This is a genomic window from Galbibacter pacificus, assembly GCF_029603165.1.
Taxonomy (GTDB): Bacteria; Bacteroidota; Bacteroidia; order Flavobacteriales; family Flavobacteriaceae; genus Galbibacter; species Galbibacter pacificus.
Genome location: NZ_JAQSVC010000002.1, coordinates 755,348 through 780,845, shown reverse-complemented (window position 1 = coordinate 780,845; position 25,498 = coordinate 755,348). Strand labels below are relative to the sequence as shown.

General features: G+C 39.0%; 13 protein-coding genes. 12 read left to right on the top strand and 1 reads right to left on the bottom strand.

All coding sequences use genetic code 11. The features are described from left to right. The first annotated feature begins 50 nt into the window (after positions 1–50). The 6 genes from PSF86_RS07915 (at position 51) to PSF86_RS07890 (ending at position 12,648) form a co-directional block, all read left to right on the top strand. On the top strand, positions 51–3,755 hold the full coding sequence (locus PSF86_RS07915; RefSeq protein ID WP_277899517.1) for a metallophosphoesterase: 3,705 nt from the start codon (positions 51–53) through the stop codon (positions 3,753–3,755). 97 nt (positions 3,756–3,852) lie between these two features. Further along, positions 3,853–4,848 carry an FAD:protein FMN transferase gene (locus tag PSF86_RS07910; protein WP_277899516.1) on the top strand — a complete coding sequence of 332 codons (996 nt, stop codon included), beginning with the start codon at positions 3,853–3,855 and terminating at the stop codon, positions 4,846–4,848. A 139-nt stretch (positions 4,849–4,987) separates the two neighbouring features. Beyond that, positions 4,988–5,860 (top strand): DUF808 family protein, encoded by an 873-nt coding sequence (locus PSF86_RS07905; protein ID WP_277899515.1) that lies wholly within the window; start codon positions 4,988–4,990, stop codon positions 5,858–5,860. 231 nt (positions 5,861–6,091) lie between these two features. After that, positions 6,092–9,028: a SusC/RagA family TonB-linked outer membrane protein gene (locus PSF86_RS07900; RefSeq protein ID WP_277899514.1), complete on the top strand. Its 2,937-nt coding sequence runs from the start codon at positions 6,092–6,094 to the stop codon at positions 9,026–9,028. 19 nt (positions 9,029–9,047) lie between these two features. Then, a complete protein-coding gene (locus PSF86_RS07895; RefSeq protein WP_277899513.1) occupies positions 9,048–10,790 on the top strand; it encodes a RagB/SusD family nutrient uptake outer membrane protein in 1,743 nt (580 codons plus the stop codon). A gap of 79 nt (positions 10,791–10,869) precedes the next feature. After that, positions 10,870–12,648 (top strand): alkaline phosphatase, encoded by a 1,779-nt coding sequence (locus PSF86_RS07890; protein ID WP_277899512.1) that lies wholly within the window; start codon positions 10,870–10,872, stop codon positions 12,646–12,648. A gap of 185 nt (positions 12,649–12,833) precedes the next feature. On the opposite strand, the gene PSF86_RS07885 is transcribed toward PSF86_RS07890, so the two are convergent. Continuing rightward, positions 12,834–13,010, bottom strand: coding sequence for a BF3379 family histone-like protein (locus tag PSF86_RS07885; protein ID WP_277899511.1), 177 nt, complete (start codon positions 13,008–13,010; stop codon positions 12,834–12,836). Positions 13,011–13,295: 285 nt separating this feature from the next. On the opposite strand from PSF86_RS07885, the gene PSF86_RS07880 reads away from it, so the two are divergent. From PSF86_RS07880 to PSF86_RS07855, 6 genes are all read left to right on the top strand, one after another. Then, positions 13,296–14,852: a glycoside hydrolase family 43 protein gene (locus PSF86_RS07880; protein WP_277899510.1), complete on the top strand. Its 1,557-nt coding sequence runs from the start codon at positions 13,296–13,298 to the stop codon at positions 14,850–14,852. Positions 14,853–15,137: 285 nt separating this feature from the next. Continuing rightward, entirely contained in the window at positions 15,138–16,613 is a 1,476-nt protein-coding gene (locus PSF86_RS07875; RefSeq protein ID WP_338424022.1) for an MFS transporter, read from the top strand. A 26-nt stretch (positions 16,614–16,639) separates the two neighbouring features. Further along, the gene (locus tag PSF86_RS07870) at positions 16,640–17,755 is read left to right on the top strand and encodes an endo-1,4-beta-xylanase (protein ID WP_277899509.1); all 1,116 of its coding nucleotides are present in this window, start codon (positions 16,640–16,642) and stop codon (positions 17,753–17,755) included. Positions 17,756–17,858: 103 nt separating this feature from the next. After that, positions 17,859–18,827, top strand: a complete 969-nt coding sequence (locus PSF86_RS07865; protein WP_277899508.1) for a glycoside hydrolase family 43 protein — start codon at positions 17,859–17,861, stop codon at positions 18,825–18,827. A 64-nt stretch (positions 18,828–18,891) separates the two neighbouring features. Next, on the top strand, positions 18,892–20,649 hold the full coding sequence (locus PSF86_RS07860; RefSeq protein ID WP_277899507.1) for a glycoside hydrolase family 43 protein: 1,758 nt from the start codon (positions 18,892–18,894) through the stop codon (positions 20,647–20,649). 593 nt (positions 20,650–21,242) lie between these two features. Beyond that, complete coding sequence (locus tag PSF86_RS07855) at positions 21,243–25,406, top strand: hybrid sensor histidine kinase/response regulator transcription factor (RefSeq protein WP_277899506.1); 4,164 nt, start codon at positions 21,243–21,245, stop codon at positions 25,404–25,406. The last annotated feature ends 92 nt before the right edge of the window (positions 25,407–25,498 follow it).

Sequence of the window (25,498 nt, the reverse complement as noted above, 5' to 3'; positions counted from 1 at the left end):
CTAGATCTTTGAATATAATATTACGATAAAATCTGCATTTAATTGAAAATATGATAAAAAAATACTTTGATAAAACCCTCCTCTTCCTTTTTTTGTGCTGCCTGTTTTCCTGTGCAACATACCAGTCGAAATTTGTAAGGGAAAATTACAAGGAAGATTCCCAAAATAAAGAAATAGACCGGCGTTTTTATTTAATAGGCGATGCGGGAGGGTCTAACAACAGCGAACCGTCTGATGCCTTAAAGCTTTTCCGGAAGGCTGTGTCTAAAAGTACTAAAAATGATTTTGCCATTTTTTTGGGCGACAACATCTATCCCGATGGAATGCCCCCGGAAGACGGGGCAAATAGGGAAAATGCCGAGTACCAATTAACCACCCAAATAAATGCCGTAAAAGATGTAGCTGCCAAAGTAATTTTTATTCCCGGGAACCACGACTGGTACAATGGCGGGGTTAAAGGAATAGAAAGGCAAGAAGATTTTATTGAGGGTATTATTAAAAGAAAAAGAGTTTTATTACCAAGTGATGTATGCGGTTTGGACGAAATAGAAATTTCTGAAGCGGTTCATTTAATAACGATAGATTCTCAGTGGTTTTTAGAAGATTGGGACAAGCACCCGACCATAAACGACGATTGTGAAATAAAAACGAGAAAGAAATTTTTTATCGAGTTTGAAGGAATGCTGAAAAAAAATGAAGGAAAAACCATCATTGTGGCGGTTCATCATCCATTGTTTACATATGGAACACATGGTGGGTATTTTGCGGCCGGGAAACAATTGTTTCCATTTCAAAGCAAGGTTCCCATGCCCGGAATAGCATCATTGATCGAGCATGTTAGAAAATCTGGCGGAGTTTCTATTCAAGATACTCAAAACCAACGATATCAGGAATTTAAAAAAAGAATAGAATCCATTGCCATAGAAGCGCCGGCAAATGTAATATTTGCATCGGGCCACGACCATTCCCTACAATATATCGTCAACAATAAAATAAAACAGGTAATTGCAGGTTCCGGCTCAAAAGAATCAGCAACAAAATTAACCGGAAATGCAATTTTTGGTTCGGGGAAACAGGGATATGCCATTATTGACGTTTATAAAGACGGATCTTCATGGGTGAGGTTTTTTACGGCTGTAGACAGTAAGGAAATGCTTGCTTTTCAAACGGAAGTTTATCCGCCTACTCCGGCCATTAAAAACTATAATTTCCCTAAAAATTACCCGAGCTACATTACCACTTCGGTTTACCCCAAAGAGAAAACAGAAGTTTCAAATACCTACAAAGGCTTTTGGGGCGACCATTACCGCGAGATATATGGAACGTCCATTAAGGCAAAAGTAGCTGTTCTGGATACGCTATACGGTGGTCTCACGCCAATACGCATGGGCGGCGGGCATCAAACAAAAACATTAAGGCTTGTAGATAAGCGAGGCAAGGAATACAACATGAGGGCGGTTAAAAAAAGTGCCGTTCAGTTTTTGCAAAGTGTTGTGCTGAAAGACAAGATTTTAACTACGGAAGATCTTACCCAAACCCTGCCAGAAGATCTTTTGCTGGATTTCTATACATCGGCACATCCATATGCTGCCTATCCAATCCCGATATTGTCTAATGCCGTTGGGGTTTATCATACAAATCCTAAATTGTATTACATACCCAAACAACAAAGGCTTGGAAAGTATAACGATGAATATGGGGACGAACTGTATTTAATAGAAGAACGGCCCGGAAAAGAGCACCAAGATCTGGAAAGTTTTGGCCGACCCGATGATATTGAAAGTACAGACGACCTTTTTGATAATTTACGGGAAGACGAGAAATATACCTTAGATGAAAGGGCATACATCAGGGCGCGTTTGTTCGACATGCTCATTGGCGACTGGGACAGGCATACCGATCAATGGCGGTGGGCAGAGTTTAATGAAGGAAATAAAAAAATATACCGCCCCATACCGAGGGACAGAGATCAGGCTTTTTCCGATTTTGATGGTGCTTTCTTGAGTTCAGTAAGAACATTGGTAGCACCGGCCAAAATGATGCAGCGTTACGAACCTGAGCTTAAAAATATAGAATGGTTTAATACCGAACCAATGCCAATGGACCGTGTTCTTATTCAAAACAGCACTTTGCCCGTTTGGCAGGAAGAAGCGGCCTATATACAAGAAAACCTTACAGATGATGTAATTGAAAAAGCATTTAAACAAGTGCCCCGGGAAGTACAGGACCAATCTTTAGAAAAAATAAAAACGACCTTAAAAGAACGAAAAGTGCTTTTGGGGAATATTGCAAACAATTATTACAAAACATTAAATAAAGTAGCCGTATTGTTTGGTACCGATAAAGATGATTATATTGAAGTAATACGTGCCAAAAATAAAGAAACACACGTAGTTATTTCTAGGATAAAAGACGGAAAAAAAGCCGATGTAATAGTAGACAGGATTTTTAACAGCAATATTACCAAGGAAATATGGATTTATGGCTTGGACGATAAAGATATATTTGAAGTGAGCGGCAAGGCTAAAAATCCCATAATGGTACGTTTGGTTGGAGGCCAAAATAACGACACATTTAAAATCAATAACGGCAAAAAAGTGCGTTTTTACGATTATAAATCAAAAAACAATACCGTCGCGGTTAACAATGGAGGTGTGAAACGCTTTACTGATATATACGAGAACAATATTTTTACGTACAATAAAAACAAATATTCAACATATACATTGGTTCCCGGGCTAGGTTTTAATCCAGATGCCGGAGTTATAGCGGGCTTAAACTATACAATAACCAATTATGGTTTTGAAAGGAACCCTTTTTCTACAAAGCACAGCTTTGGGGCACGTTATCATTTTGCAACACAAGGTGTTGAATTTACTTATGATGGAGAAGTGGCAGGTTTATTAAAAAAATTAAACCTCTCTTTTGGCGCTAAATATAACAGCCCTACATATGCAAGGAATTTCTATGGATATGGCAATGAAACCGAAAATCTGGAAGACGATCTCGGGATGGATTACTACCGAACAAATTTAAGTAACCTTAAAGGATATTTGGGGCTTACCAAAAGATCGCCGTATGGAAGCACATTTAGAGGAACCTTTATTTTTGAAGGGGCCCAAGTTGATGATACTCCGGACCGCTTTATAGGGGAATACAACTTAGATGATGATTTTTTCAACTGGAAGTACTTTACTACATTGGAATTGGGCTATACATACAAAAGTTACGACCTTGGTATTAACCCGAGCAGGGGGATGTTCTTTAATGCAATTACGGGATATACTTTCAATTTATCCGATTCCGGGCATGGGTTTGTCTACCTAAAACCTCAACTTACATTTTATAACCGTTTAAGCAAAGACCACAAACTGGTTTTAAAAACAAATGTGCAAAGCCAATTAAACTTTGGCGATGATTTTGAGTTTTATCAGGCGCCCTTTCTTGGCGGGAACAGTGGTTTAAGGGGCTATAGAATTAATAGGTTTACCGGAAAAAACAGTTTGGTTTTCAATGGCGATGTCCGTTATACCTTTAATTCTTTTAAAACAAGGATACTCCCAATTCAATTGGGGCTGTACGGAGGTGCCGATTGTGGAAGGGTGTGGCTGGAAAACGATGACTCCGGACTTTGGCACAACTCTTTTGGCGGAGGTGTTTTTATAGTGGCAAGCAAGCTAATTAATATGGATATGTCTCTGTTTAATTCTAAGGAAGGAAACCGATTTGCCTTAAAGTTAGGAGTGAATTTTTAACCACGCTGCCCGAACGGCAATCGGGCAGGGTTAAAAAATTAAAAAACATCATTAACTAAATTGGTTACTTTTGCATTCCATTAAAATTATAGATAAAATGTATTACAAGGTTGCAATGGGCATATTTTCAGCACTGTTTATAATAGCCTGCCAGCAAGAAAAAAGTACCACCTATCAAGATTTAAAAGGAGATGTGTTTGGTACGTATTATCACTTTCAAATAGATTCAGAAAAAGATTATACAAAACAGATAGATTCCGTTTTTCAGCAAGTTAATATTGCGGCCAATACGTATGTTGCCGAGTCTCAAATATCTATTCTTAATAAAACAGGGATTTACAACAATCCTTCGGCAACCTTTTTGGATATGCTGCATAAAGCAAAGCATTATTATACCGAGACAAATGGTTATTTTAATCCTGCCATTTATCCGTTAATAAGTACATGGAAGTCAAAATTCGAAAACCGTTCAGAGATAGATACCCTTAAGGTAAACAAATTACTGGGTTTAACAGCTTTTGACAGTATCTTGACGGTGGAGACAACTAAAATAACTTTTTTAAAACCAAATGCGGCAATAGATTTAAGTGCCATGGGCGAGGGGTATACGCTAGATGCCTTGGCTTCAATTCTGGACAAAAGCGGGGTAAAAAACTATATGTTGGAAATTGGTGGCGAAATGCAGTGCCGTGGCTTAAACCAAAAGGGCAAAACTTGGCTAATTGGTATTGAAGCCCCTAATTTTGACCCGTTGGTTAAAGAAAGAAGTGTTATAAGTACCGTTCGCTTAAAAAATACCGGACTTAGCACCTCTGGGAGTTACCGCAAATTTTATTACGATAGCCTTGGCAAAAAACATGCGCATATAGTAAACCCCAAAACCGGATTTCCGGTAGAGCATCACCTGCTTAGCGTTAGCATTAAAGCTAAATCATCGGCTATTGCCGATACGTATGCTACAGCCTGTATGGCCATGGGCGAGGAAAAATCCAAGAAGTTTATTGAAAACGATCCCGAAATAGAAGGATATTTAATAGTTGCCAACGCAGCAGATTCTACCGAAACATGGCACTCGGAAAAATTTTTCGATTAAATAACATGTTCTGTATACTATTTGGATAATATTCTTTTATTTTGTTTGAAGTATACAACCTCGGTGCAAACATTCGAGGCATTATAAATCTCGCGTAGTGAGTAAAAAGAGCTAATCAATCAATAAAAATTATATTTCTATGGCATCAGGTTTTTTTGCGGTATTAGACGATATTTCTGCATTAATGGACGATGTTGCTTCCATGAGCAAAATAGCAACCAAAAAGACCGCCGGGATATTGGGCGACGATCTGGCAGTAAATGCAGAAAAGGCTACGGGTTTTGTAGCCAATAGGGAAATACCTGTATTATGGGCCATTACAAAGGGGTCTTTCCTTAACAAGCTCATTATTTTACCCATTGCCTTTTTGCTTAGTGCATACCTACCAGTTGCCATTATTGTTATTTTGATTTTGGGCGGAATATACCTGGCATACGAAGGAGCCGAAAAAATATACGAATTTATTTTCCCGCATGCACCAACCGTTGATGAAGAAACGCCAGTGACCATTCCCGAGGAAGAACTTGAAGAATTTGAAAAAAGCAGGATAAAACAGGCAATACTAACCGATTTTATACTTTCCATAGAAATTGTAATAATTGCATTGGGGGCCGTTATTGAAGAACCTTTGGAAACAAGGATTCTTGTGGTTAGCATAGTTGCCATCTTGGCCACAATCGGGGTTTATGGAATTGTAGCGCTTATTGTTAGAATGGATGATTATGGGTATAAGCTCATTAAGTTAAACGATGAGGACAATACCATATCCGATAAAATAGGAAAATTCCTCGTAAATTCTTTGCCATGGGTTATAAAAGGACTGTCGGTGGTGGGAACACTTGCGCTCTTATTGGTCTCGGGAGGGATCTTTAATCATAATATCGAGTACCTTCATCATATCCTTCCAAACATGCCTTCAATAATTAAAGACTTCCTTACTGGTTTAATCGTTGGTTCTGTAACAGTTTTCGTGGTGATTCTTATTAAAAAAATATTCAAAAAGAAACATTGATAACTTAAGTTTTTTCCTTCGGAATAAATAAACATCAAATACCTGATAAGTAATAGGTTATAGGTTTATTTTATGCCAAGGGATTTCTTATTCTTTTTACGTACATAACTTTTTGTTAAAGTTGTTAACGTTCACCTTTACAAACATTAGTGTTTTCATTACTTAAGCATAACCCGCCTTAGTAATTCATGTTATTACTTCGCTGATTAATATTCAACTAATTAAAATAGCATGATTAAAAACCTAAATTTAGTAGTAATTTTAGTATTGATAGGCTGGACCTCCGTAAGTTGGTCGCAGGCTACCATTACAGGTCTAGTTTTAGACGAAAACGATTCCCCCATTCCAGGTGTTAATGTAACCGTTGAGAAGAAAAATATAGGGGTCGTTACCGATTTTGACGGAAAATTTAGCATAGAAGCTGAAAGGGGCGATGTCCTTAAGTTTAGTTATCTTGGAATGCAGTCCCAAACCATAACAGTTACGGGCAGCCAACCGCTTACAATAGCGATGCAGACCGACCAAATGCAATTGGAAGATGTTGTTGTAGTTGGTTATGGTACCCAAAAGCGGGCCGATGTTACAGGGGCTATCGGTTCGGTTAATAACGAAAACTTCAATAAGGGATTGGCAACAAACCCCGGTCAGCTTTTCCAAGGAAAGGTTGCCGGTGTAAATGTGTCGGTTGTTAGTGGCGAACCCGGTGCCACACAAGATGTAATTATCCGCGGGGTAGGTAGTTTGCGTTCGGGAACAACACCTTTGTACGTTATCGATGGCTTTGCACTGGACAACTCGTCCACAGGGGTTGCCACCAACCCTTTAAACTTTATCAACTCGCAGGACATTGAAAAAATAGATGTCTTAAAAGATGCATCGGCAACGGCCATTTACGGGTCGAGGGGTGCAAATGGGGTAATTGTGATAACAACCAAAAATGGAAAAACCGATAAGGCCCAGATGGACCTGAGCGTGACTTCCGGTTTCTCTACCTTGGCCAATAAAGTGGATGTTTTTAGTGCCGATGAATTTAGGCAGCAAGTGGTAGCTGTTGGGGGAACTTTAGATGATGGCGGGGCCAACACAGATTGGCAGGACGAATTGACCAGGACAGCCTTTTCTCAAAATGTAAATTTCTCGTTGAGCAATGCTTCCGATAATTTTTCGTACCGTGCATCGTTGGGTGTAAACGATCAAGAGGGTATATTAAAGTCCAACGACCTAAAATTGTATTCCGGTCGCTTAAACCTTATGCAAAAGGCATTCAACGACCATTTGCGGGTAGAGTACAATTTAACGGCCAACAGGATCGAAAACGCAAGGGCAGATGCTCAATCAATTGTTGGGAACATGCTTCAACTTAATCCTACAACGCCAGTTTATACCAATGGTAAGCCTACTTTGTTGGAAAATATGCTAAATCCTTTTACCAGAGAAGAAATATATAGCGATGAGGCGGTTAACAACCGTATTTTGGCAAATATTGCCCCTTCAATAAAAATAGTAAAGGGGCTTACCTATAAGTTGAGCCTTGGCGTAGATTATTCTTCAACCAATAGGGATATTCAATACAAACCATATTCTTTGTTGGAAGATTATACAAACGGGTCTTTAAATTCTATTTACACCACCAATAAGAATACGCTGGTGGAAAATACATTGACCTATAATTTCTTTAAGGATAAGCACAACTTCACTTTTTTAGTGGGACAAACATACCAAGAGACATACGAGGAGCAAAAGAGTTTTAGAATGGAAGGATTCTCTGATAATGGAGTCGACCCAAAATACCAAGACCAGATTAGTGGAGAGAGCACCCCGACTTATATGGACACGTATGCTGTTAAAAACGAGCTTCAGTCTTTTTTTGGGAGGCTTAATTATATTTATAACGACAAGTATTTAATAACCGCAACCATGCGGGGAGATGGTTCTTCAAAATTTGGGGAGAACAACAAATATGGTTATTTTCCATCGGTTGCATTGGGGTGGAACATCATGAACGAAGATTTTTTAAGCGCCTCAAGCGTGGTAACCAACCTAAAATTAAGGGCCAGTTGGGGTAAGACCGGAAATCAGGAAATTCCATCAAAAATCACCAAATTAAGTTATACCGATAGTAAAGATGATAACGATTCTTATCCGATAAACGGCGACGAAAGTTCTATTGAGGATTATCCGTATGGTACAATTTTCACACGCTTGGCAAACCCCGATATTCAATGGGAAGTTTCAACACAAGCCGATATCGGTCTGGACTTTGGCTTTTTTAATAACAGGTTAACGGGAACCATAGATTACTTCAATAAAGTATCAGAAAATATATTGCTTGAAGTAACCCCGGCAGACCCGGTTCAGCCAACCGATAAATATTGGACCAATATTCCGGACATGGAAATTAAAAATAGCGGGGTAGAATTTTCTTTGGACTACAATGGAAACTTCAGCAATAACTTTACTTTTAATATAGGCGGGAACATTTCTTACACCAACAATGAAGTGGTAGATTCTCCATATGAAGTTTTAACAACGGGAGCTGCACAAGGTGCCGGGCAAACCGATGCCACCATTAACGGGAACCTTAACGGAGAGGCCATAGGGTCTTTTTACATGCAGGAATTTATGGGCATTGGAGACGACGGCCTAAGTATTTTGTCTGATGATCGTAGGGTGGCCGGAAGCGCCTTGCCGGATATTATTTATGCCTTTTACGTAAATCTAAAGTACAAGAATTTCGATTTGGGGATTAACTTTAATGGGGTTTCCGGAAACAAGGTATACAACCATACGGCAATGTCCCTCTTTACAAAAGGACTATTGGCTTCCAACTTTAATACCACCGATATTGTAACACAATACGAAAACGAAGATATTACCAATTCTAACACTGTTTCTACACGTTATCTGGAAGATGGTGATTTCCTGCGGTTAAACAACACCACATTGGGCTACAATTTAAGGCCGGAGTTATTAGGGATGGGAGATTTAATCCATAACATCAGGTTTTCGGTTACAGGGCAGAATTTGTTTGTAATATCAAAGTATAGCGGATTTGACCCTGAAATTAATTCAAACCTTACTATTGACGGTATTCAGACTTTCGGGATCGATTATTTCAACTACCCAAAAACAAGAACTCTATTGTTCGGTTTAAACATATCATTTTAATCAAAAAAAGACTTCAAAAATGAAGAATAAAATTATAATTGCACTTTTCGGGATTAGCTTATTGTCCAATTTAAGTTGTACCGATTTAGACGAAGAAGTTATAGACGAATCCTTGGAAGGTAGCGGGCAGGCAGAGGCTGTAAGTGGAGCCATAGCCCCGGCTTATGGCCAGATTGCGTGGACCTGGAGGCATACCAATTATTACGGATTGCAGTTAATCCCTGCCGATGAGGCTATTTTGCCCTATCGTGGCGGTACAGATTGGTACGATGGTGGGAAATTTCTGGAAGCGCATACACATAATATTTCCCCAAGCAACGATTTGGTGGGAAGTTCCTGGAACGAGCTTACCAAAAATATCTCCAGGACCCTTTCGGCTATTGAAGTATTAAAACCACTTGCCGAGGCGGGAAATACAGAGGCCGAAGGAGCTCTTAACGAAATGATAGCTTTAAGGGCATACTTGAATATGTTGACATTGGATAGCTGGGGAATTGCGTTTAAAAAAGAATCTTCAGAAGAAATTTCCCAGATACTCCGCGGGCAGGAAGCCATTGATTATATTGAGAGCGAATTAATCTCGGTGGTAGATGTAATAAATACCCAAAAAGGACCCGGAAGGATAACCCAAGCGGCTGTTTTGGGGTTTTTGGCAAGATTGTATCTTAATGCGGCCGTATATCGCGATCCATATGGAACTCCAAGCTTCACCAATGAAGATATGGACAAGGTAATTGCCTATACCAATGAAATAATAAATTCGGGCAATTTTTCATTCTCTCCAGAATATTTCGATTTGTTCAACGACGATAACCATGACAATCCCGAGCTGATCTTTGCGGCAGACCAGCGGGGCGTAATGAACAACGAACATAGCCGTTGGGCATATTGGTCGCTTGCGGGCTCATGGTTTCCAAGACCCGAATTTCCTAGCGCAGACGGTACCGATGGCCCGGCAATTACATCCGATTTTTATCAAACTTGGGTAGATGCCTACGGAAATGTAGACCCAGCAGAAGCCGATGCAAGGTTCTATAAAAAGAATCAAGACATCCCGGAAGCACTTCAAGACCTTACCGGCCTTTCACCGTTGAACGATGAAGACCATTATTATTGTACTGCTGCGGAAGATTTTGAAATTGACAGGGGAATAATACGTGGCATTATTTGGGGGCCTAGAAAAGACGAAAACGGGTCTTTTTATACCTGCGACGGGGGGTATCGTATCTATCCGGTAAAACAGACAAAAGGAAATGGCCCCGACAAAGATGTGGGCTATGTAAACCACGTACTGCAAGTTGATTTTTCAAACGAAGGAAGGCGCCATGCCAATGGTTACCGTACTTCTAAATATCAATTTAGCCATACTTCGCCTAACGGAAATAATTATAGTAGCGTGGATTTGGTGTTAATGAGGTATGCCGAAATTTATTTGATGCGTGCAGAGGCCAAATTGAGAAATGGCGACAATGCAGGAGCCTTGGCCGATGTAAATGTGGTACGCACTTCCAGAACGGCACGTGCGCCAATTCCAGCGGCTTTACCGGCTGTTGACCTAGAGACGCTTTATAGGGAACGTGGTTTTGAACTATATTGGGAAGGTTTTAGAAGAACCGACCAAATCCGCTTTGGTCATTATGAAGATTCCTGGACAGAAAAAACCGATGCAGATGTACACCATAGACTATTCCCAATCCCGCAGGATGCCATTGATGGTGCTTCCAATGTTTCGGGATATTTAGAACAAAACGAAGGGTACTAATACTTATTTTTGTATGAAATACTAGTGTTTTTGGGTAAAAAAACCAGAATGCTATAAATAAAACAAGCTGTAAATAAATATGAAGAATATTCTAAAATTAACCTTGGCCTACTTTTTATTGCTTTCCAACGGAATCAATTGTACGTTATTCGCTCAGGAAACCTTTAAGGTACATTCCCACAACGATTACGAACAGCAACTCCCGTTTTGGTATGCTTTTAGTAATGGTGCCGCTTCCATAGAAGCCGACATTTTTCTTAAAAACAATGAACTTTATGTAACGCATAGCGAAGATGAGATAGTTGCCAAGGCCACTTTGGAGAACATGTACTTAAAAAAATTGGAAAGTTTGGCGGCGTTGGGAGAGTTAAGGGAATTGCAATTATTGGTCGATATAAAATCTGATGCCTATAAAACCCTTGATAAATTGGTCGAAGTCCTTAAAAGGTACCCATCCGTTACAGACAATAAAAAAATACGCTTTGTAATTTCGGGAAACCGGCCTGAGCCTGAAGACTACAATAATTATCCCGATTTTATATGGTTTGACCATCAAAACCTGAACAATCTGGACAAAATAGACTTAAAAAAAGTAGCCTTGGTAAGTGTAAGCTTTAAAACATATACTGTATGGAACGGTTATGGAAGAATGGTGGCCAAGGAGCAGGAAAAGGTAGAAGACGCCATTAAAAAGGCACATGATGTTTCAAAGCCATTTAGGTTCTGGGCAACTCCCGATACCAAAACGGCATGGGCCAATTTGGCAAAGCTGGGCGTAGACTACATAAATACCGATGAGCCGGCACTTGCAAAACAATATTTAAGCAAGCTTGCCAATAATACTTATAGCCAAAAAGAGCCAATAAAAATATATAAACCGGGTTATGGATATAACAAGGACGAAACCCCGCAAAATATCATTTTAATGATTGGCGACGGAAACGGGCTTGCACAAATATCGGCTGCCATGATTGCCAACCGTGGGGAGCTTACGCTAACCGGAATTAAGGATGTTGGATTGGCTAAAACCGCATCTTTTGATAATTTAATAACCGATTCGGCCGCAGGCGCAACTGCAATGGCTACCGGTACTAAAACCAACAACCGGGCCATTGGCGTGGACCCGGCAGGAAAGGCGCTTGACAATTTAGTAACTATGGCAAACCAGCAGGGGTTTAATACCGCTATTGTTTCTACCGATGCCATTTATGGGGCAACCCCAGCATCTTTTTATGCGTACCGTGCAGAGCGTGATAATACAGATGGAATCGTGGAGGACCTTGTGCATAGCAAACTTGACTTTTTTATGGCAGGGGGTAAAAATGAAGAAAATACCATTGGAAAGCAGTTTAAAACGGTAACGATTGACTCATTTACCGATTTTAATCAGCCAATCGCGGTTTATCTTGGGGACGAAAAAGCCCCTTCGATGATAAATGGAAGAGAGAATGCGTTGCCAAATAGTGTCCATAAGGCACTTGAAGTGCTTGGTTCTAAAGAGGAACCGTTTTTTTTAATGGTTGAAGGTGCTCAAATAGATAATGGCGGACATTCCAATAACATTCAGGGTATAATTAAAGAAATGCTTGATTTCGATCGGGCCATAGCCCAAGCACTTCGTTTTGCAGATACTCATAAAAATACGTTGGTGGTAATTACCGCCGACCATGAAACCTCTGGTTTGGGCATTGTTGGTGGAGATATAGAAAGCGGTACCGTACAGGCCGATTTTTTGACCGTAGACCATACCGGAATTATGGTGCCCGTTTTTGCATATGGCCCGCAAGCGGAAAATTTTAAGGGTGTTTTTGAAAACACATCGATTTTTAAGAAAATATGGAAGGCTATTAACAAATAATTCTTACTGAAAACGGCTTTGGGATAGTTGTTGGATCAAATTAATATTTTGATAATTTACAGGTAACATGCCTTAAAAAATATATATCCAACTTTGTGCCGAGAGTTAGTTTTCACATTTTGAATAATTAGTTAGCAAGTTATTTAAAAAGAGGTTGCCCGACAAGGCAACCTCTTCTTTTTTATTTACTTTTTTGAAGCTTCCAAAGAAACCTTTCTAAATTCCTTGAACAATTTTGTAAGTTCTAAAGACGATTTACGGGCTCTAGTTCCAGCTGCTTTATTACCACTTTCCAATTGGCTGTTTGCATCTTTTTGAAAGGCTTCGATTTCGGTTTCGATTTTACTAATTAATTCTTTCATATTTTAATTTTAATAAGTTAAAGCCTGCAATATAGGCAATAATTTTAGTAGAAAAGATGGCAGAAGTTCAAATTTAAAATCATATAAAAGTGCCTTTGCTTATTTGAAGATTCTTAGCACTGGTGTCATTTTATGTAGGTAAATAGACTATGTATCGCATTATTAAGGATTTGTAACATACAAATATCATTTAAAAGCATCAAACCCTATATTTGTTTTAAACCTTGGTAGGTAAGCATACAGACAACTATAAACCAATCAGTAGAAAAATATCAAAAAATAAATATGAAAATTTATCTAAAAATATTACTCGTTCTATTTTTTTCTGAAATAGCGACCGGGCAAGAAACCGCAAAAAACCCGATTATTTATGCAGATGTTCCCGATATGTCCATGATCCGTGTTGAAAATACCTATTACATGAGCAGTACGACCATGCATATGAATCCTGGGGTGCCCATTATGAAATCTACCGACTTGATAAATTGGGAATTGGCATCTTATGCTTACGAAACATTGGGGAATACCGATGCCCTAAATCTGGAAAGCGGCGAAAATGCCTACGGAAAAGGCTCATGGGCGAGCAGTTTGCGTTATCACGAGGGTACGTTTTATGTTTCTACTTTTTCATCGACTACCGGGAAAACGTATATATTTTCAACCGATGATATAGAAAGTGGCAAATGGAAAGAACTTTCTTTTAAGCCGAGCTTTCACGATAATACCTTGTTTTTTGACGATGATGGAAAAATATACATGATTTATGGTGGCGGAGACCTTAAAATAGTAGAACTAAAAGAAAATTTGTCCGGGTTTAAAGAAAGCACCAAAAGAACGCTTATAACAAATGCAAGCGCACCGGCAGGTAACGATATTGCACTCCCAGCAGAAGGGTCTCAACTTTTTAAGGTGAAGGGCAAATATTATTTATTCAATATTACCTGGCCAAAAGGGGGTATGCGAACAGTGGTCGTGCACCGGGCAGATAAAATTGGCGGTCCATATGAAGGTAGGTTAACCTTTCAAGACAAAGGTGTAGCTCAAGGAGGATTAATTGACACACCCGATGGCAAATGGTTTGCCTATCTTTTTAAGGATAATGGCGCTGTAGGCCGCATTCCTTATTTGGTTCCTGTTCATTGGGAAAATAATTGGCCGGTTTTAGGGGTTAACGGCAAAGTCCCGTCAACGTTAAATCTTCCGGCTAGCAATGGCTTGATTCCCGGAATAGTAAATTCCGACGAGTTTAACCGAGAAGCAAACGAACCTTTCTTGCCGTTGGTATGGCAATGGAACCATAACCCGGATGAAGATTATTGGTCGGTTACCGATAGACAGGGGTATCTTCGATTGACAACCAACCGTTTGGACTCTTCCGTGGTGGCAACAAAAAACACCTTGACCCAACGTACCTTTGGCCCCATATGCAACGGCAGCACTGCTGTTGATATTTCTGAAATGAAAGAAGGCGATGTGGCCGGACTGGTTCTTTTACAGGAATATTACGGTTATGTAGGGGTTCAATATAAAAACGGGAAAAAGTACATCGTTCAGGTAAATTATGAATCTGGTAAACCCACGATCCATGCAAAAATTCCAATAACTGTCAATACCGTTTACCTCAGCGCTGCGTGCAATTATAATGAAATGAAGGACACGGCTCAATTTTATTATAGTTTGGACGGGAAATCATGGCATTCCATAGGAAATCAACTAAAAATGAAATATACCCTTTCCCACTTTATGGGCTACCGTTTTGGCCTGTTTAATTATGCTACAAAAACAGCAGGCGGGTATGCAGACTTTAATTACTTCCACATAAAAGAACAGTTAGCACCGTAATAGTTTTTTTAAGCATAAAAAATGTTTTAGGTAGCCAAAAAAGCTTGTAAAGAGCAAGAAATATGCTTTGTGTAACCTATTGTAAACTAATTGTAACAAATAATTCAGCAGTATTAAAAGCTTGAAAATAAATTTGTTTACCACGTCCATTTCCATGGATATATGGAAAGGGCTAAGTTTTTTTATTCAGAAGTAAACGTATTAAATAGATGAAACGAACATTTAAACGTGTGAAAAATTCATTCGTAAATAGCATTTCTGTTAAGCTGTCAACCAATTGTAACCATGATTAAGATGAGAGGAAGCGAACAAAAAATTTCCTTTTTGGAAAAATTGGGGTATAGTTTAGGCGACTTGGCTGCCAATTTGATTTTTCAAACCCTAATGACCTTTTTGGCATTTTTTTATACAGATGTATACAAAATCCTGCCAAACATTGCATCTACCATAATTTTTGTTGGCGGGATGACAGGGGCTTTTTTTAATCCCGTTATGGGAATTATTGCCGACAGGACCCAAACGCGATGGGGAAAATTCCGGCCATGGATATTATGGACGGCCATTCCTTTTGGATTAATGGCAATTTTGGCGTTCAGGACCCCCGAATACAGTTTAAATGGTAAAATAACCTATGCCTTGATTACCTATATATTGCTGGTTGTTATCTATTCGGCAAACAATCTTCCGTATGCCTCGTTAAGCGGTGTCATGACGGGTAGCATGAAAGAAAGGAACAGTATATCTTCCTATAGGTTTACTGCGGTTATGATTGCGCAGTTTCTCGTGCAAAGTTTGCTTTTGCCACTGGTTTATATTCTTGGTGACGGAAGTAAAACACTCGGGTTTGAAAGGGCTATTACCATGTTTGCCATTATTGGAATTATTTTTTTTATTATTACTTTTTTGACCACCCGGGAACGGATCCAACCAAAGGAGGAACAAAAAACTTCCGTTAAGGACGATTTAAAAGATTTATTTAAAAACAAACCTTGGTTTGCCATGCTGTTGGCCACCATTTTTATTTTTATAACCCTTTCCCTAAAGGGGGGCATGTATGTTTATTATTTTGATAATTATTTAAGCGTTACCGGCCTTCAGGAGTTTCTTAACGATATTGGCTTCAATTCCTTAATAGCAAATCTTAACAAGCTTCTTGTTTCCATGGGAATGCATGGCTTTAAATGGCCAGACGATCCCGCTACTTCTGGTTTTAGCATTTTTAACGCTATTGGTATTGTAATGATGATTGTTGGAATAGGAATTTCTAAGCCCATTGCCGATAAATACGGAAAGCGTAATGTTTTTGGCTACAGCATCGTACTTTCTGCAATTACCTTGATTGCTTTTTATTTTTACAGTCCTTCAGCTATTTACCTGGTTTTTGTTACACAGTGCATACATGGTTTCTTTTATGGAATTTCCACACCGCTTTTGTGGGCAATGATTGCTGATGTTGCCGATTACTCAGAATGGAAAAACAACCGCCGTGCCACCGCCATAATTTTTTCGGCCATGATTTTTGGCCTAAAGGCCGGATTGAGCATTGGCGGAGCATTGGTGGCCGGGATTCTTGGGTTTTACGGTTATAACGAGCTTTTAACCGAACAATCAGAAAAAGCTGTTTTAGGAATACAATTATCCGTAAGCATATATCCGGCCATTACCTTTTTACTGGCCGCTGCAAGTTTGTTTATGTATGAAATTGGCAAACGTAAAGAAATGCAAATTCAAGAAGATTTAGAGAAACGCCGGGTTGGATAACTTGATACAAATGAAATTTTAAATAGATGAAATTAATAAAGACAATATTAATAGTATGCTTCACAATTTTTTATGTGAATGCACAAGAAACTTCGTTAACCCTAAAAGAAGCATTTAAAGGGAAGTTTTTAATTGGCACCGCCATGAACGCTTATCAAATAATGGGAAAAGATACGGCGGCCACCAATATTATAAAAAAGCAGTTCAACGCCATTGTTGCCGAAAATTGTATGAAAAGCGAGAGGATTCACCCCCGGGAAGATAAATTTGACTTTTCCCTGGCAGATAAGTTTGTTCAATTTGGTACGGACAATAATTTGGTGGTAACGGGCCACACCTTGATTTGGCATTCTCAAGCTCCAGACTGGTTTTTTGTTGATGATGCTGGAAAAATGGTCTCAAAAGAAACTTTAATAGCCCGAATGAAAAATCACATTCAAACCATCGTGACACGCTACAAAGGAAAAATAAAGGGATGGGACGTTGTTAACGAAGCAATTAACGATGATGGAACATACAGGAGCTCAAAATTTTATCAAATTATAGGTGAGGATTATATAAAACTGGCTTTTCAATTTGCCCGTGAAGCAGATCCCGATGCCGAACTGTATTACAATGATTATTCCATGTCTATTCCCGCAAAGCGGAATGGGGTAGTGGCCATGGTGAAAAAACTTCAAAAGCAGGGAATAACCATAGATGCCATTGGGATGCAATCTCATTTGGGCCTGGACAATCCCGATATTAAAGATTTTGAAGCCAGTTTAGAGGCTTTTTCTTCGCTGGAATGTAAGGTGATGATTACCGAAATGGACATAAGCATATTGCCTTTCCCCGACAAAAATGCGGGGGCAGAAGTAACAAAAAGTTTTGAGTACAAACAACAAATGGATCCCTATCGGGAATCGGTTCCAGACTCGGTTACAACTGCTTTTGAGCAAAGGTATTTATCGTTTTTTAAACTTTTTGAAAAACATAAAAAAGCCGTTACAAGGGTTACTTTATGGGGCGTTACCGATGCCAATAGTTGGAAAAATAATTGGCCTGTTCCCGGGAGGAAGGATTATCCTTTGCTATTTAGTAGAAATTATGCCCCAAAACCCATAGTAGACAAAATAATTAAGCAAACGCTTTCAGAATAACCCGGTTACTATAAAATGCCCATAACTAAATTTTAGATACCGACCGGGATAATAATTAAAGGCACATTCCATCTGACCATTAAAAACAATAAAATATTAACAGATGAAACAAAAGAAATACTTATTAGATCATTTATACATGGCCGATCCTTCGGTACATGTTTTTAATGACAAACTGTACATATATCCTTCGCACGACATAGATTCGGGCATTCCCGAAAACGATAATGGCGATCACTTCAACATGAAAGATTACCATGTATTGTCTATGGAAACCATTGATGAAGAAATTACCGATCATGGCGTGGCTTTAGACATTAAAGATATTCCTTGGGCCAACAGGCAACTTTGGGATTGCGACGTAGCCCATAAAAACGGTAAATATTATATGTATTTTCCTGCAAAGGACGAACTTGACATATTTAGAATAGGAGTTGCCGTAAGCAATCAGCCATACGGTCCCTTTAAACCAGTTGATGCACCAATGAAGGGAAGTTACTCTATAGACCCGTGTGTTTTTGAGGATGACGATGGCTCGCATTACATGTATTTTGGCGGAATATGGGGCGGACAATTGCAGCGTTACCGAAACAATAAGGCCATAGAATGCGGACACGAACCAGAAGACAATAGCCCTGCATTGCCCTCAAGGGTTGCCAAATTGTCTAAAGATATGCTGTCTTTTGCCGAAAGCCCTAAAGAAATTGTAATTGTAGATGTTAACGGGGTTCCCATTTCCGCAGGAGACCACGATAGGCGTTTCTTTGAAGCTTCATGGATGCACAAGTATCAAGGGAAATATTATTTTTCGTACTCCACCGGGAATACGCACCGTATTTGTTATGCCATTGGTGATAACCCTTACGGCCCTTTTATCTACCAAGGTGTAATCCTTACCCCGGTTGTGGGATGGACTACGCACCACGGAATTAGTTCCTTTAAGGGGAAATGGTATTTGTTTCATCACGATAGCGTGCCGTCCGGAGGTAGAACATGGTTAAGGAGCTTGAAGGTATGCGAAATGGAATATAATGAAGACGGTACCATTAAAATAATCAACGGTACAGATTAAAGCATCAATATTTTGAATTGGTGCGGTAAAAAATATTTAATTCAATACAAAAAAGAAAAAGTCTATGTTTTCATTAAAAAAACAAAATGGGTACCGCTTATGGGTGTTCGTCTCTTTTATCATGATTTTTTTCCAGTCTTGTAATACGGGTTCAAAATCAAATGAAAAAGAAATCGGGACTATTCCATTTAAAAAATCAACGGCATATTTTGATGATTTTAAATATACTGGAAAAGACGATTTTTATAATGAAAATACGCTGCCGGACAATTCTTATTTCTACAATCCTATTTTGCCGGGCTGGTATTCCGATCCAAGTATATGTTCCAACGGAGAAGATTATTTTTTGGTAACCAGCACATTCTCTTATTATCCGGGCGTTCCCATTTTTCACAGCAAAGATTTGGTAAACTGGAAACAGATAGGGCATGTTTTGGACCGGCCGGAACAATTGCCTTTGGATGGCCAGCGTATTACCGAAGGGATTTTTGCCCCGGCCATAAGTTATAACCCCCATAACAAAACATATTACATGATAACGACCAACATAAAAAAGGGCAATTTTTTTGTTAAAACGAAAGACCCCTTCAAGGGTTGGTCCGATCCGGTTTGGTTGCCGGAAGTTCAAGGTATTGACCCTTCTTTCTTTTTTGATGACGATGGGAAAGCCTATGTGGTTAACAACGATGCCCCAGATGGCGGCAGCCAATACGAAGGGCACCGGGCTATACGCATACAGGAGTTTGACGTAAAAACGGAAACAATGAAGGGGCCGCGAAAAATGATTGTTAACGGCGGGGTTGACCTATCAGAAAAACCTATTTGGATAGAAGGCCCCCATGTGTATAAAATTAATGGAAGTTATTATTTAATGTGTGCAGAAGGGGGAACCTCGGTAAACCACCGCGAAGTTATATTTAAGTCCGAATCGGTGCTGGGTCCCTACAAACCGTGGAACAAAAACCCCATACTTACCCAGAAACACTTAGACCCAAACAGGCCATTGCCCATTACCTGTGCCGGGCATGCCGACCTTATCCAAAAGAAAGACAGTAGTTGGTGGGCCGTATTTTTGGCATGCCGCCCCATAGACAACGATTTTGAAAACCTGGGCCGGGAAACTTTTTTAATGCCCGTACAATGGGATGAAAGCGGTTTTCCATACATGACCAGAGAAAATGAAACAATACCTAGAATTATAAAAATGCCCGGTAGCATACGTGCTAAAAAAACAACTTACGGCAATTTTAGCATAACCGATGATTTTACAGATTCCCTGCTTCCAAAAGAATGGGTTACCATTCGGGGAGATGGAAAGAATTTATATTCTTTAAAAGATATTCCGGGCTATTTGGCACTTTCCTGTGCCGATGTAAATACGGTAGAACTAAAAACCCCGGCCTTTGTTTCCCGCCGCCTTCAACACCATAAATTTGAAGCAGAAACCACGGTTTATTTTGAGCCTTCAGGTTTGCATGAGGCCGCTGGCATTCTTCTTATGAAAGATGAAACACATCAGTATGCATTTACCTTGACCGGAAATGAAAAAAGCCCAAAAATACTTGTTGAAAAAATAACGAAAGATGGTCGGGAAATTTTGACCGAAAAAAATCTGGAAACCGGTGAAAAACTATTTCATTTAAAGGTAATTTCAAACGGTCTTAATTTTGAATTTCAATATGCAAGCAACACTTCAGAATGGAAAACACTAAAAACGGGAGTAGATGCCCGTTACTTATCTACAGCAAATTCATACGGATTTACGGGTACTAACATAGGGGTGTATGCTACCAAAAAGCGGGTTCCGCTGTTGAGCAAGTAAAATCATTAGACTTATAAATAATAACTTCAGCAGATAATAAAAAAATAGGCTGCTCCTTTTATGGAACAGCCTACGCTATTTAACTAGCTAATTAATTATTGGGCTTGAAAAACTAACAATTATTTATTTCTAAAACCAAGTCCCAATAATTGGAAAAACAATCTTCAATAGTTTTTTGCAATGATGCCGTTGTTCAATATTCAAATGTAATGCATTGTTTGTATTCGGTTATATTTCCATGTTACCAATCCTTATCAATAGGTTACTTCTTCAATTTTATGCATTATAGATAGGTAAGGAATACCTTTAAAACGATATTTACTTCACTATTTAATTATCATAATATCAATTAATGACCCTTAAAAATTCTATAATTCACATTTTTTCGATAAAAAATTGTGAATTATAATTAAATTAACATACCTTGTAGTCAAATTAACTATTACATAACATTCCGATTTAAAAAAGATTTTTTATATGAAGCAGTTTTTAAAAAACATATTCCTTGAACTGATGCATATTTAATTTGATTGAATCACGCAAACGATTGCGTTTGTGCAATGTTGCAAATGCTAAAACTAACAATTACACCCATGATAAATACGCTAACCAGAACCTGTACTTTTATGTATAAAAGCGCATTAAAGTTGTTTTTTAATGCAAAAGGGCATGCCAAGGGATGGCATTTGTATTTTTTGCTTATATGCCTTCAGCTTCCGGCTCAAACCGCCAAGTTTTACTCTACGGACAACAAGCTTTCAAGTACGCTTATCAATCAAGTACTGGAAGATAAAGAAGGCCTTATCTGGGTTGCTACCGAAGACGGCCTTAACAGGTACGACGGGGCAAAGTTTAAGACCTATAAATTTAGCACCAAGGACAGTACCTCCATTTTAAACAATTACGTACGTTGTATGTACCAAACTTTAAATGGGCAATTACTGTTCGGTTTTTTCAATGGCCTGCAACAATACAACACGGGAACACAAAGTTTTAGCGAGATTGATTTATTTGATAAGCAAGGATCAAAAGAACATTGCCATGTTTCTTCCATCTTGGAACGTAAAAATGGGGAGTTGTTAATTGCCACTTCCGGGAGTGGTATATTTAAGTTGCATAACGAGAATGGTGTTGTAGCCGGAAGATTAGCCGTAGAAGTTGTTAAATCAGAGTTTATTCAAAAGCTTTTTGAGGATAAACAGAGAAACCTTTGGGTGATAACACAAGACAAAGGAGTGTATTGTATTGCAGAAAACGGCACCATATCCCGCTATTTTTATAAAAACGAGTCGGAAGCCAATATCTCCAGTATATGCCAGGCACCCAACGGGAATATCTATATTGGAAAGCTAAATGAAGGCTTGTACAAGTTTGAACCAAAGAGCAAAAGCTTTAAAAAAATACCATATACGCAATGCCATTTATCTATCAAGACCCTTTATGTAAATTCTCCTGATGAAATATACATAGGTACCGACAGCAGCGGGATGAAGGTTTTTAATCCGTATACAGAAACATTTTCAGATGTTAGCCTGGGAATCAACAAATTCGACTTTTCCAAGACCAAGGTCCACTCCATCATTAAAGACAGGTCGCATAACCTATGGTTGGGCATTTACCAAAAAGGGGTGGCCCTAATCCCACACAAACCGAATAATTTTAAATATATAGGATATCAATCCATTAACAACAACACCATTGGATCCAATAGTGTTATGGCCATTCACGAAGACAGGAACAACAATTTATGGGTGGGTACCGATGGAGATGGGGTTTACGGCCTGGACAATGCGGGGAATTTAAAAAAACACTATCTCAACAAAGAAGTTACCACCATTATGAGTGTCTATGAAGATTCGAACAATACGGTTTGGGTGGGCTCTTATTTAAACGGAATAGCTTCGCTAAATAAAAACACCGGTGAGTTTAACTTTAATTATGAAATAAAAGATGAAAACTCACATAAAGTAGAAAGAATATACAGTATCACCGAAGATGGCAACAAAACCTTATGGATAGGCTCCATGGGCTCGGGCCTTTTTTCTTTAGACCTCGAGACCGGGAAAATAAAGGACAGGAATACGGGAACAACCATTGGCCTGTCTTACAACCCAAACAATAAAATGCAGAATTTTTGGATCAATACGCTGCTGTATTCCAAAGAAAACAAATTGTATATAGGAACGTATAACGGACTTAGTTGCCTTGACCTTGAAACCAATAGTTTTATTTTTTCTGATGGGCTTAACCGGGTTTTGGCGCATAAAATTATTTATTCACTTTATGAAGATGCCGAAGGGAATTTATGGATAGGAACTTCAGAAGGAATATTCCTCAAGCCCAAAAACTCGTGGAAACTAGAAAACTTTTCTACCAAAGACGGCCTGTCGAGCAATGTGGTATGTGCCATTAAGGGAGATGGGCAGAACAACCTGTGGATTAGTACGCACCATGGAATATCTAAGTTTAACAAAGCGAGCCAACAGTTTACCAATTTTTATTTTAACGACGGGCTTCAAGGAAACGAGTTTAGCAAAGGAGCAGTTACCTACGACGACCAAAATGCCATATATTTTGGGGGAATTAACGGCATTACCTATTTTAAACCCGAACAGATTATCGATGAAGGAAAGATACCCGATATTAGGTTAACGGCCTGCTATTTGCAGAACAAAGAGATAACAACGGCAACAAAATCAAACGGGCGTGCCATTATTGAAAAAGATATCATGAAGGCCGATACATTGCTTTTATCGCATAAAGACAATACGTTTAATCTGGAGTTTGCGGCCACCAACTTTATAGAACCCCAACGGCTAACTTATTTTTACAACCTCAACGGCAAGGAATGGGTAAGCCTTCAGCAGGGATCAAACATGCTGACTTTTAACGATTTGGTTCCGGGAACCTATTCTTTGCGCGTAAAGGCAAAAGAATTTAAGTCGTTTTCGCCGGTTAAAAACTTCACCATTATTGTAAGGCCGCCTTGGTTTTTATCATTATGGGCAAAAATTTGCTATACAATAATCGTCGTTTTAATTACTTGGGCCGTATACAACCAAATTCATCAACGGTATAAGATTAAAGAAAAAATACGACTTCAGCAATATGAAAACCAGATAAACGAAGCTAAGATTCAGTTTTTCACAAACATTTCGCACGAAATAAAAACACCCATGTCGCTCATAACAAACCCATTGAAAAAAATGATGAAGAGCGATATAGACCCCGATCGCCAAAAAGCATACCGTATCATGCACCGAAATTCCGAACGTATCCTGCATTTAATCAATCAGTTAATGGAAATGAGGAAAATTGATAAAGGCCAAATAGACTTAAAGTATCAAAAGGTAGAAATGGTCTCTTTAATAAAAGATATATGTTTCCTTTTTGAAGATCAGAAAAAGGCAAAGGAAATCGACCTGGAATTTCATAACGACCAAGAAGAATTGTATGCAGCAATAGACCCCAATTATTTTGATAAGACCATCCAGAACATACTATCCAATGCTTTTAAGTTTACGCCCAATGGCGGACACATTAAAATAAACCTTGAAAGTGTTGTAAATGAAGCAGGCAAGAAATGTTTTAAAATAACTGTAAAAGATAACGGCAAAGGCATTGACGAACATGCCATTGAAAAGATTTTCGACCGTTTTTACCGTGCTACCCAAGACGAAATGCACCCAAAAGAAGGTACGGGAATTGGCCTGCACTTAACGCGCTCTATTGTTAATTTACATAACGGAAAGGTTTATGCAGAGAACAATAAAGATCAAAAAGGTTGTAGCCTGATCATGGAAATACCGCTGGAAAAGGCAAATGCCAATGTTAAAGAACTAGACCATTTGCCATTAACAGGCTCCGTGGCTCCAAAGTGTTACAAACCGCAACCCGTTTTGTCGTTGTTCAATACCAATAGTGTTTCTAATGGGGAAGATGCCCCGTGTAAAGGAAAACACACCATACTCCTTATAGACGATGATGCCGAAATAAGAAATTACCTTAGAAGGGAGCTGTCTTTAAAATACCATATTTTAGAGGCTTCCAACGGAAAAGAGGCTTACGGCATTATTCTTCAGGAACCGTTGGATTTAATCATCAGCGATGTAAAAATGCCGGAGATGGACGGTGTTACCTTGTGCAGGAAATTAAAAAAGAACATTAATGTAAATCATATCCCATTAATTTTATTGACGGCCAAGTCCAGAGAGCAGGACAACATAATCGGTCTCGATATCGGGGCAGACGCCTATCTTTCCAAACCGTTTAATCTGGAGATTTTGAAGAAGACCGTCCAGAACATAATCCATAACAGGGAGATGCTTAAAAATACATATGGCGGAAATCAAATCCCGGAAGACAAACTGGAGACCATCCAAATTAGGTCGGCCGACGAAAAACTTATCAATAGGGTTACAAAATTAATTAACGAAAACCTGGACAACCCCGATTTAAACGTAGAAATGATTGCCAGGGAAATTGGTATAAGCAGGGTTCACCTATATAGAAAGCTTAAAGAGCTAACCAATCAATCGGCGCGTGATTATGTGAGGAACATCAGGTTAAAACAAGCCGGCGATTTGTTGGCCACCAAAAATTTAAGTATTTCTGAAGTGACTTATGCAACCGGTTTCTCGCATGTTTCTAAATTTTCTTCAAGTTTTAAAGAGTTCTATGGGGTTTCGCCAAAAGTGTATAAAGATTCGCATCTTAAAAAAGAATATATAAACACGCATGAATCCATGGCAAGTTAGATACGTGGGCCATGTTAAAGGCATAGCACAAAATATCTTTTTTAGGATAAACAAGGGGGGCATGGCCTTTTTATGCCTCTTATTCCCCCTTT

Bases quoted from the DNA above. Each gene is read 5' to 3' on its own strand.
- PSF86_RS07915 (WP_277899517.1), top strand. From the start codon at position 51: ATGATAAAAAAATACTTTGATAAAACCCTCCTCTTCCTTTTTTTGTGC.
- PSF86_RS07910 (WP_277899516.1), top strand. From the start codon at position 3,853: ATGTATTACAAGGTTGCAATGGGCATATTTTCAGCACTGTTTATAATA.
- PSF86_RS07905 (WP_277899515.1), top strand. From the start codon at position 4,988: ATGGCATCAGGTTTTTTTGCGGTATTAGACGATATTTCTGCATTAATG.
- PSF86_RS07900 (WP_277899514.1), top strand. From the start codon at position 6,092: ATGATTAAAAACCTAAATTTAGTAGTAATTTTAGTATTGATAGGCTGG.
- PSF86_RS07895 (WP_277899513.1), top strand. From the start codon at position 9,048: ATGAAGAATAAAATTATAATTGCACTTTTCGGGATTAGCTTATTGTCC.
- PSF86_RS07890 (WP_277899512.1), top strand. From the start codon at position 10,870: ATGAAGAATATTCTAAAATTAACCTTGGCCTACTTTTTATTGCTTTCC.
- PSF86_RS07885 (WP_277899511.1), bottom strand. From the start codon at position 13,010: ATGAAAGAATTAATTAGTAAAATCGAAACCGAAATCGAAGCCTTTCAA.
- PSF86_RS07880 (WP_277899510.1), top strand. From the start codon at position 13,296: ATGAAAATTTATCTAAAAATATTACTCGTTCTATTTTTTTCTGAAATA.
- PSF86_RS07875 (WP_338424022.1), top strand. From the start codon at position 15,138: ATGATTAAGATGAGAGGAAGCGAACAAAAAATTTCCTTTTTGGAAAAA.
- PSF86_RS07870 (WP_277899509.1), top strand. From the start codon at position 16,640: ATGAAATTAATAAAGACAATATTAATAGTATGCTTCACAATTTTTTAT.
- PSF86_RS07865 (WP_277899508.1), top strand. From the start codon at position 17,859: ATGAAACAAAAGAAATACTTATTAGATCATTTATACATGGCCGATCCT.
- PSF86_RS07860 (WP_277899507.1), top strand. From the start codon at position 18,892: ATGTTTTCATTAAAAAAACAAAATGGGTACCGCTTATGGGTGTTCGTC.
- PSF86_RS07855 (WP_277899506.1), top strand. From the start codon at position 21,243: ATGATAAATACGCTAACCAGAACCTGTACTTTTATGTATAAAAGCGCA.